Annotated in this window: 7 protein-coding genes and 1 pseudogene; 4 read left to right on the top strand and 4 right to left on the bottom strand. The window is 73.0% G+C overall.

Annotation, left to right across the window (positions count from 1 at the left end; genetic code table 11):
- Window positions 1–286 (bottom strand): annotated as a pseudogene (locus AC13HU_RS26620) (hypothetical protein); the annotation flags it as partial.
- 177 nt (window positions 287–463) lie between these two features.
- Here AC13HU_RS26620 and dprE1 point away from each other — a divergent pair.
- Together dprE1 and dprE2 are read left to right on the top strand one after the other, a co-directional pair.
- Window positions 464–1831, top strand: a complete 1368-nt coding sequence (dprE1, locus tag AC13HU_RS26625; protein WP_483044497.1) for a decaprenylphosphoryl-beta-D-ribose oxidase — start codon at window positions 464–466, stop codon at window positions 1829–1831.
- Between the two features lie 16 nt (window positions 1832–1847).
- The gene (gene dprE2 / locus AC13HU_RS26630) at window positions 1848–2609 is read left to right on the top strand and encodes a decaprenylphospho-beta-D-erythro-pentofuranosid-2-ulose 2-reductase (RefSeq protein ID WP_483044498.1); all 762 of its coding nucleotides are present in this window, start codon (window positions 1848–1850) and stop codon (window positions 2607–2609) included.
- Window positions 2610–2684: 75 nt separating this feature from the next.
- Here dprE2 and AC13HU_RS26635 read toward each other — a convergent pair whose 3' ends face one another.
- Complete coding sequence (locus tag AC13HU_RS26635; protein WP_483044499.1) at window positions 2685–3257, bottom strand: 2'-5' RNA ligase family protein; 573 nt, start codon at window positions 3255–3257, stop codon at window positions 2685–2687.
- 168 nt (window positions 3258–3425) lie between these two features.
- Window positions 3426–4439, bottom strand: a complete 1014-nt coding sequence (trpS, locus tag AC13HU_RS26640) for a tryptophan--tRNA ligase (protein ID WP_483044500.1) — start codon at window positions 4437–4439, stop codon at window positions 3426–3428.
- Window positions 4440–4703: 264 nt separating this feature from the next.
- Between trpS and rocD the strand changes: the two genes are divergently transcribed.
- Both rocD and AC13HU_RS26650 read left to right on the top strand, forming a co-directional pair.
- Window positions 4704–5885 (top strand): ornithine--oxo-acid transaminase, encoded by a 1182-nt coding sequence (rocD, locus tag AC13HU_RS26645; protein ID WP_483044503.1) that lies wholly within the window; start codon window positions 4704–4706, stop codon window positions 5883–5885.
- Between the two features lie 289 nt (window positions 5886–6174).
- Window positions 6175–7053: a hypothetical protein gene (locus tag AC13HU_RS26650; RefSeq protein ID WP_483044501.1), complete on the top strand. Its 879-nt coding sequence runs from the start codon at window positions 6175–6177 to the stop codon at window positions 7051–7053.
- Here the strand turns inward: AC13HU_RS26650 and AC13HU_RS26655 are convergent.
- Entirely contained in the window at window positions 7031–7534 is a 504-nt protein-coding gene (locus tag AC13HU_RS26655; RefSeq protein ID WP_483044502.1) for a carboxymuconolactone decarboxylase family protein, read from the bottom strand. The two genes, AC13HU_RS26650 and AC13HU_RS26655, sit on opposite strands and share 23 nt — an antisense overlap.
- Window positions 7535–7603: the final 69 nt, after the last annotated feature.

Genomic DNA, 7603 nt, shown 5'->3' on the forward strand with positions numbered 1-7603 from the left:
TGCTCGCGACGTGCGCGGCGGCGACCAGGGCGGTGGCGCGCAGCCACGCGCCGCGGCGGGCCGGGTCGGCGGCCGCGCCGGCCAGCCCGGCGGCGAACCAGACCGCGCCGTGCTCGCCGGCCAGCGACAGTCCCCTCGCCGCCGCCGCGGCATGTGGCTGCCGGCCGCAGCCGCGCAGCACGGTCAGCAGGTCGTGATCAGGGCGGAACACCGGCCGCACCTCCTCGCTTCCTCCGTCGGGCTTCTCGTTGCCGGCCGACCGCGTCCCCTGGGTCGCGTGCGTCATGCGCGTCACGCACGGCACGTGAGTCATACGATTCGGCCATCGGACTGCGAATCCTTACCGTGCGGCACTCGCCCTTACCCCTCCCGATCGACCGTTACGGTGAGAAAAGCCGCATACAACGACAAATCTCACCCAATGGGGCATTTCTCCGGGTTGGCCGACGGTACGTTCACGGACATGCCCGTACCGCTCGCGCCGGCCACCACCCCCGTCACCGGCTGGGGCCGCACCGCCCCGACCGCCGCCCGGCTGCTGCGCCCGGGCACGTACGAGGAGGTCGTCGAGGCGGTACGGGCCTGCGACGGCCGCGGCGCCATCGCCCGGGGCCTGGGCCGGGCATACGGCGACGCGGCACAGAACGCCGGCGGCGCGGTGCTGGACATGACCGCCCTGGACCGCATCCACGAGATCGACGCCGTCAACGGCGTGGTGACGTGCGACGCCGGGGTGTCGCTGCACCGGCTGATGGAGGTGCTGCTGCCGCTCGGCTGGTTCGTGCCGGTCACCCCCGGGACCCGCTATGTCACCGTCGGCGGCGCGATCGGCGCCGACATCCACGGCAAGAACCACCACGTCTCCGGCTCCTTCAGCCGCCATGTGCGGGCCTTCGAGCTGCTGACCGGCGACGGCGAGACCCGGCTGGTGACCCCGGAGGCGGAGCCGGAGCTGTTCTGGGCGACGTCCGGCGGGATGGGCCTGACCGGGGTGGTGCTGGCCGCCACGATCCAACTGCTGCCGGTCGAGACGTCGTTGATGACCGTGGACACCGAGCGGGCCACCGACCTGGACGACCTGATGGCCCGGCTGACCGCCACCGACCACCGCTACCGCTACTCGGTGGCCTGGATCGACCTGCTCGCCCGCGGCGCCCGCACCGGCCGGGCCGTGCTCACCCGCGGCGACCACGCCCCGCTCGAAGCGCTGCCGGCACGGGCCCGCCGCGCCCCGCTCGCCTTCCGCCCGCGCCGGCTGCCGGCCGCGCCCCGCCCCGCACCCGACGGGCTGCTCGGCCGCACCAGCGTCGGGCTGTTCAACGAACTCTGGTACCGCAAGGCACCCCGCGAGCGGCGCGGCCAGTTGCAGAAGCTCGCCACCTTCTTCCACCCGTTGGACGGCCTGCCGGACTGGAACCTGATCTACGGCCGGGCCGGCTTCGTGCAGTACCAGTTCGTGGTCGGGCAGGGCCAGGAGGAGACGCTGCGCTCGGTGGTACACCGGCTGAGCACCCGCGGCTGCCCGTCCTTCCTCGCGGTGCTCAAGCGGTTCGGGGCGGGCGACCCCGGCTGGCTCTCCTTCCCGATGGCCGGATGGACCCTCGCGCTGGACATCCCCGCGGGACTGCCGGGGCTCGGTGCACTCCTGGACGAGCTCGACGCGGAGGTCGCGGCCGCCGGCGGCCGGGTCTACCTCGCCAAGGACTCCCGGCTGCGGCCCGACATGCTCGCCCGGATGTACCCGCGGCTGGACGACTTCCGTTCCCTGCGCGCCCGCTACGACCCGCGCGGCGCCATCACCTCGGACCTGGCGCGGCGGCTCGCGCTGTGACGTAGGGAGTTCGCTCATGAAGGACGCGTTCGGGGCTCCCCAGTCCCTGCTGGTGCTCGGCGGCGGCTCCGAGATCGGGCTGGCCACCGCACGCCGGCTGATCGCCCGCCGCACCCGGCGGGTGCACCTGGCCGGACGGCCCTCCCCCGCACTGGACGCCGCCGCGGCCGAGCTGTCCGCGCTCGGCGCCGAGGTGCACGTCACCGCCTTCGACGCGCTCGACCCGGGCTCGCACGAGGAGGTCCTCGGCAAGGTCTTCGCCGAGGGCGACATCGACATGGTGCTGGTCGCCTTCGGCGTGCTCGGGGACCAGGCGCGCGACGAGCAGGAGCCGCTGTCGGCCGTACGGGTGGCCGCGACCAACTACACCGGGGCGGTCTCCGCGTCCCTCGTCTGCGGGGCGGCGCTCCAGCGCCAGGGGCACGGCTCCCTCGTCGTCCTCTCCTCCGTCGCCGGCGAACGCGCCCGGCGGGAGAACTTCATCTACGGCAGCAGCAAGGCCGGGCTCGACGCCTTCACCCAAGGACTCGGGGACGCGCTGCACCCGTGCGGGGTCCACGTCATGGCAGTACGACCCGGGTTCGTACGGACCCGCATGACGGCGCACCTGCCCGCGGCGCCCTTCGCCACAACACCCGAGGTGGTTGCCGCCGCGATCGAGTCCGGCTTGCGGCGCCGAGCCGAGCTGATCTGGGTCCCGGGCCGGCTCCGCCCGATCATGTCCGCCCTCCGCCACCTCCCCCGCCCCTTGTTCCGCCGAATCACGGCTCCGCGGTAACGAGACCCCGGTAACGGGACCCCCCGGGTGCCCCTGTCCCGCCGGTTGGGGGACCAGCCGCCCCTGGCGGTCCTGCTACCGCGGAGCGGTGACGCGGCGGCCGTGTTGGTGGGGAAGAGGCGGCAGCTCTTCCGCGCCGAAGGGGTAGAGCCGGAGCTGGCGCCAGACATCGTCGGCACCCTGCTCGTAGAGGGCGAAGCCGGACGCGGTCCACTGCGCGGCGAACCCCGCCAGCTCGGCCTGCGCCCGGTCCATCGCGTCCTCGGCGATCCCGTGGGCGACGGTGACGTGCGGGTGGTAGGGGAACTGGAGCTCCCGGGCGACCGGCCCGGACCGCACCTGCTCCTGAAGCTCACCGCAGGCGACATCCCCCTCGGCGATCCGCACGTAGACCACCGGGGAGATCGGCCGGAAGGTCGCGGTGCCGTCGAGCCGCATCAGGAACGGCCGCCCGTCCGCGGCGACCCGGGAGAGGTGCCGGCCGAAGCCGGGCAACTCCTCGCGGGCCACCTCGGTCGGCGGAAGGAGTGTCACATGCGTGGGGATCGCGAAGGCCGCGGGATCACCGAAGCCGGCCCGCCGATCCTGCAACAGCCGTCCGTACGGCTCCGGGACCGCGATGGACACGCCGATGGTGGTGGTACCCACTGCGTTCACCTCTTTCCCGGGTCGCCTCGCGGTCGTGCGCCTTCGTGCTCTTGTGCTGTGTGCCGCTCGTGTCGTGCTCGGTCGTCCTGCTCAGTGTCGCGCGCATGCCTACGAACCGGACAGCGACGTGCGTCACAACCCGATCCATCCGGCCGTGCGGCCGGTACTTCAGTGCTTCGCCGGCAGGAAGCCGATCCGGTCGTACGCCAGCGCCAGTGTCTCGGCGGCGACGGCGCGTGCCTTCTCGGCTCCCTTGGCCAGAACGGAGTCCAACGTCTCGGGGTCTCCCAGATACTCCTGCGTGCGCTCACGGAACGGGGTGACCCACGCCACGAAGATCTCCGCGAGGTCGGTCTTGAGCGCACCGTAGCCCTTGCCCGCGTATCGCTCCTCAAGTTCGGCGATTCCGGTGCCAGTGAGGGCGGAGTGAATCCTGAGCAGGTTGCTGATGCCCGGCTTTTCCGTTTCGTCGTACCGCACGACCGTGTCGGTGTCGGTGACCGCGCTGCGGAACTTCTTCGCCGACACCTTCGGCTCGTCGAGCAGGTTCACCAGACCCTTCGCGGAGGCCGCGGACTTGCTCATCTTCGCGGTCGGGTCCTGCAGGTCGTAGATCTTCGCGACCTCGCGCACGATGTGTGCCGCGGGCAGGTTGAAGGTCTGGCCGAACCGCCCGTTGAACCGCTCGGCGAGGTCCCGGGTCAGCTCGATGTGCTGCCGCTGGTCCTCGCCGACCGGCACCGCGTCGGCCTGGTAGAGCAGGATGTCGGCGACCTGGAGGATCGGATACGTGAACAGGCCCACGGTGGCGCTGTCGGCGCCCTGCCGGGCCGACTTGTCCTTGAACTGCGTCATCCGGGACGCCTCGCCGAAGCCGGTGATGCAGTTCATCAGCCAGCCGAGCTGCGCGTGCTCGGGCACGTGGCTCTGCACGAAGAGCGTGCAGCGCTCCGGGTCCAGGCCCGCGGCCAGCAGTTGCGCGGCCGCCAGCCGGGTGTTCGCGCGCAGCGTCGCCGGGTCCTGCGGCACGGTGATCGCGTGCAGGTCCACCACCATGTAGAAGGCGTCGTGGGTGTCCTGCATCGCGACGTACTGCCGGATCGCACCCAGGTAGTTGCCGAGGTGGAAGGAGCTGGCAGTGGGCTGGATGCCGGACAGGGCACGAGGTCGCAGGTTGGCCATACTCCCATTGTCTCAGGCCCCGGGCCCGCTCCCACACCGCCGGGAGATGCCGCCGATCCTGAGATGCGCGGGCGTGTCCGCGGGAGGTTTCACCGGGACCGCGGTGAGCGACGATAGAAGCAGGGGCACCACCCCCGCCCCGTTCCAGGCCCGGCCTGGCTCCTGACGTACGACGAACGGAGTACGCACGTGACGAACGAGGACCCCGGCAGCTCGGCTTCCGGCAGTGCCACGGCGCCCGACAGCACCGCGACCGACCGTGAGATCGCGGTCGTCGAGGAGTACAGCGCGCACAACTACCACCCGCTGCCCGTCGTCATCGCCTCCGCCGAGGGCGCGTGGGTGACCGACATCGACGGCCGCCGGTACGTCGACATGCTCGCCGGGTACTCGGCGCTCAACTTCGGCCACGGCAACCCGCGGCTGATCGCCGCGGCGAAGGCCCAGCTCGACCGGGTGACGCTCACCTCGCGGGCCTTCCACCACGACCGGTTCGCCGAGTTCTGCCAGGCGCTGGCCGAGCTGTGCGGCAAGGACATGGTGCTGCCGATGAACACCGGGGCGGAGGCGGTGGAGACCGCGGTCAAGACCGCCCGCAAATGGGGCTACCAGGTCAAGGGCGTGCCGGACGGCCGGGCGAAGATCGTCGTCGCCGAGGGGAACTTCCACGGCCGCACCACCACGATCGTCAGTTTCTCCACCGACCCCGAGGCCCGCGCGGACTTCGGCCCGTACACGCCGGGGTTCACCATCGTCCCGTACGGCGACCTCGCCGCGATGGAGGCCGCGGTCGACGACGACACCGTGGCGGTGCTGATCGAGCCGATCCAGGGCGAGGCCGGCGTGCTCGTGCCGCCGCCCGGGTACCTCGCCGGGGTGCGGCGGCTCACCAGCGAGCGCGGGGTGCTCTTCATCGCCGACGAGATCCAGTCCGGCCTCGGCCGCACCGGCCGCACCTTCGCCTGCGAGCACGAAGACGTGGTCCCCGACATGTACGTCCTCGGCAAGGCGCTGGGCGGCGGTGTCGTCCCCGTCTCCGCGGTGGTCGCCTCCCGTGACGTGCTCGGGGTCTTCCACCCGGGCGAGCACGGCTCCACGTTCGGCGGGAACCCGCTGGCGTGCGCGGTCGGCATCGAGGTCGTCGCCATGCTGCGGACCGGGGAGTACCAGCGGCGGGCCGCGGAACTCGGCGACCACCTGCACCGCGAGCTCGCGGCGATCGCCTCCGGCGGGGCCATCACGACGGTGCGCGGCCGCGGGCTGTGGGCCGGGCTCGACGTGGACCCCGCGCTCGGCACCGGACGCGCCCTCACGGAGCGGTTGCTCCAGCGGGGCGTCCTCGCCAAGGACACCCACGGTTCCACGATCCGGCTGGCGCCTCCGCTGACCATTTCCAAGGATGACCTCGACTGGTCCCTGGAGAGGCTTCGCGAAGCGCTGGCCTGACCCTCCGGGGTGGGTGGTCCTGTCGGTTCCGGGACCACCTGCCGGTGGTGGGCTTGTCACGCAGTTCTCCGCGCCCCTTGGTTGTGGCTGGTCGCCGCGACAAAGCGCACCTCCACCAGCGGCGCACCCTTCTTCGCGGAAGAAGCCGCAGCAAACCCAGGGGCGCGTGGGGGTACCTCCCAGGCGGAGCTCTGGGGGAGAACTGCGCGACCAGCCACAGCGCGCCGCAAGGTCCCGCGAGCACGGGACCGGAGCGCCCGGCGGGGCAGGGGCGCCGTAGCATCGGCGGATGGTGATGGGACTGGTCGCGGCGCTCGGCGCCGCGCTTTGTTTCGGCGCGGCCACCGCGCTGCAAGCGAAAGCCGCACGGGGCGCGGAGGACGGCGGAGGGGCCGCGGGGCTGCTCGTGGCGGCGATGCGGCAGGCCCCGTACATCGCCGGGCTGGGCCTGGACACCGCGGGCTTCGTCCTGGAGGTGATCGCGCTGCGCGCGTTGCCGGTGTACACGGTGGGCGCCGCGCTGGCCGCGAGCCTGGCGGTGACCGCGGTACTGGCCGGCCCGCTGCTCGGCGCGCGGCTGGCCGGCGGGGAGTGGGCCGGGGTGGCCACGGTGTGCGGCGGGCTGGCCCTGCTGGCGCTGGCCTCGGGCGGCGAGGGATCGGGGCACGGCGGCGGCGCGCTGCGCTGGGCGACCCTGGCGACCGCGCTCGTGGTGCTGGCGCTCGGCGCGGTGCCGGCCGCGAGGCTCCCGCAGCGGTTCCGGGCCGCGCTGCTCGGCATGGGCGCGGGCTTCGGCTTCGGCGTGGTCGAGGTCGCGGTGCGGCTGCTCGACCCGGTGACGGTGCGCGCCCTGGTGACGAACCCGGCGTCGTACGCCCTGCTGGTCGGCGGCGGCGCCGCGTTCCTGCTGCTGACCTCGGCGCTGCACCAGGGCTCGGTCACCGCGGCCACCGCGGGGATGGTGCTGGGCGAGACGGTCGGCCCCGCGCTGGTCGGGGTGCTCGCGCTGCACGACCGGACCCGGGACGGCTGGGCCCCGGCGGCCGTCGCGGGCTTCGTGCTGGCGGTGGCCGGCGGGCTGGCGCTGGCCCGCTACGGGGAGGGCGGCACCCCGGCGGAGGCCGCCGGCGCGGAGCCGGCGGGCGTCAGGCTCGGGTCCGGGGGCTGAGCCGGCAGGTCACGCCGAGCCGGTTCCAGGCGTTCATCGTCACGCACATCGCGATGAGCCGGGGCAGTTCGTCCTCGTCGAAGAGCGCGGCGGCCCCGTCGTAGGCCGCGTCGGGGACACCGTGGGCGCCGAGTTCGGTGACGGCCTCGGCCAGCGCGAGGGCGGCGCGCTCGCGTGCGGTGAAGAACGGGGTCTCGCGCCACACCGTCAGGCCGGTGAGCTTCTGCTCGGTGACATCCAGCTCGCGGGCGCCGGCGCTGTGCTTGTCGACGCAGTACGCGCAGCCGTTGAGCTGCGAGACGCGCACCCGGACCAGCTCGCGCACGACCGGGTCGAGCCCGGCGGACGCGGCCTTGTCCAGCGCGAACATCGCCTGGTAGAAGTCCGGCGCCTTGTCGTCGAGGTCGATCCGGCGCGGCGGCGGGGCAACCGTGGCAGCGCTGGTGGCTGGGGCGGGGGAGATCCGCTCGGATGTGCTCATGTCCTCAACGTAGCCGCGAAGTGGCTCCGTCCCGTGGTCCACTTGGAATATGAACGCACGGGCCACTTC

This window comes from Streptomyces sp. NH27 (assembly GCF_056859195.1).

Excerpts from the sequence above, each read along its gene's own strand:
- trpS (WP_483044500.1), bottom strand. The coding sequence starts at position 4,439 with ATGGCCAACCTGCGACCTCGTGCCCTGTCCGGCATCCAGCCCACTGCC.
- AC13HU_RS26655 (WP_483044502.1), bottom strand. The coding sequence starts at position 7,534 with ATGAGCACATCCGAGCGGATCTCCCCCGCCCCAGCCACCAGCGCTGCC.
- dprE1 (WP_483044497.1), top strand. The coding sequence starts at position 464 with ATGCCCGTACCGCTCGCGCCGGCCACCACCCCCGTCACCGGCTGGGGC.
- AC13HU_RS26650 (WP_483044501.1), top strand. The coding sequence starts at position 6,175 with ATGGTGATGGGACTGGTCGCGGCGCTCGGCGCCGCGCTTTGTTTCGGC.
- dprE2 (WP_483044498.1), top strand. The coding sequence starts at position 1,848 with ATGAAGGACGCGTTCGGGGCTCCCCAGTCCCTGCTGGTGCTCGGCGGC.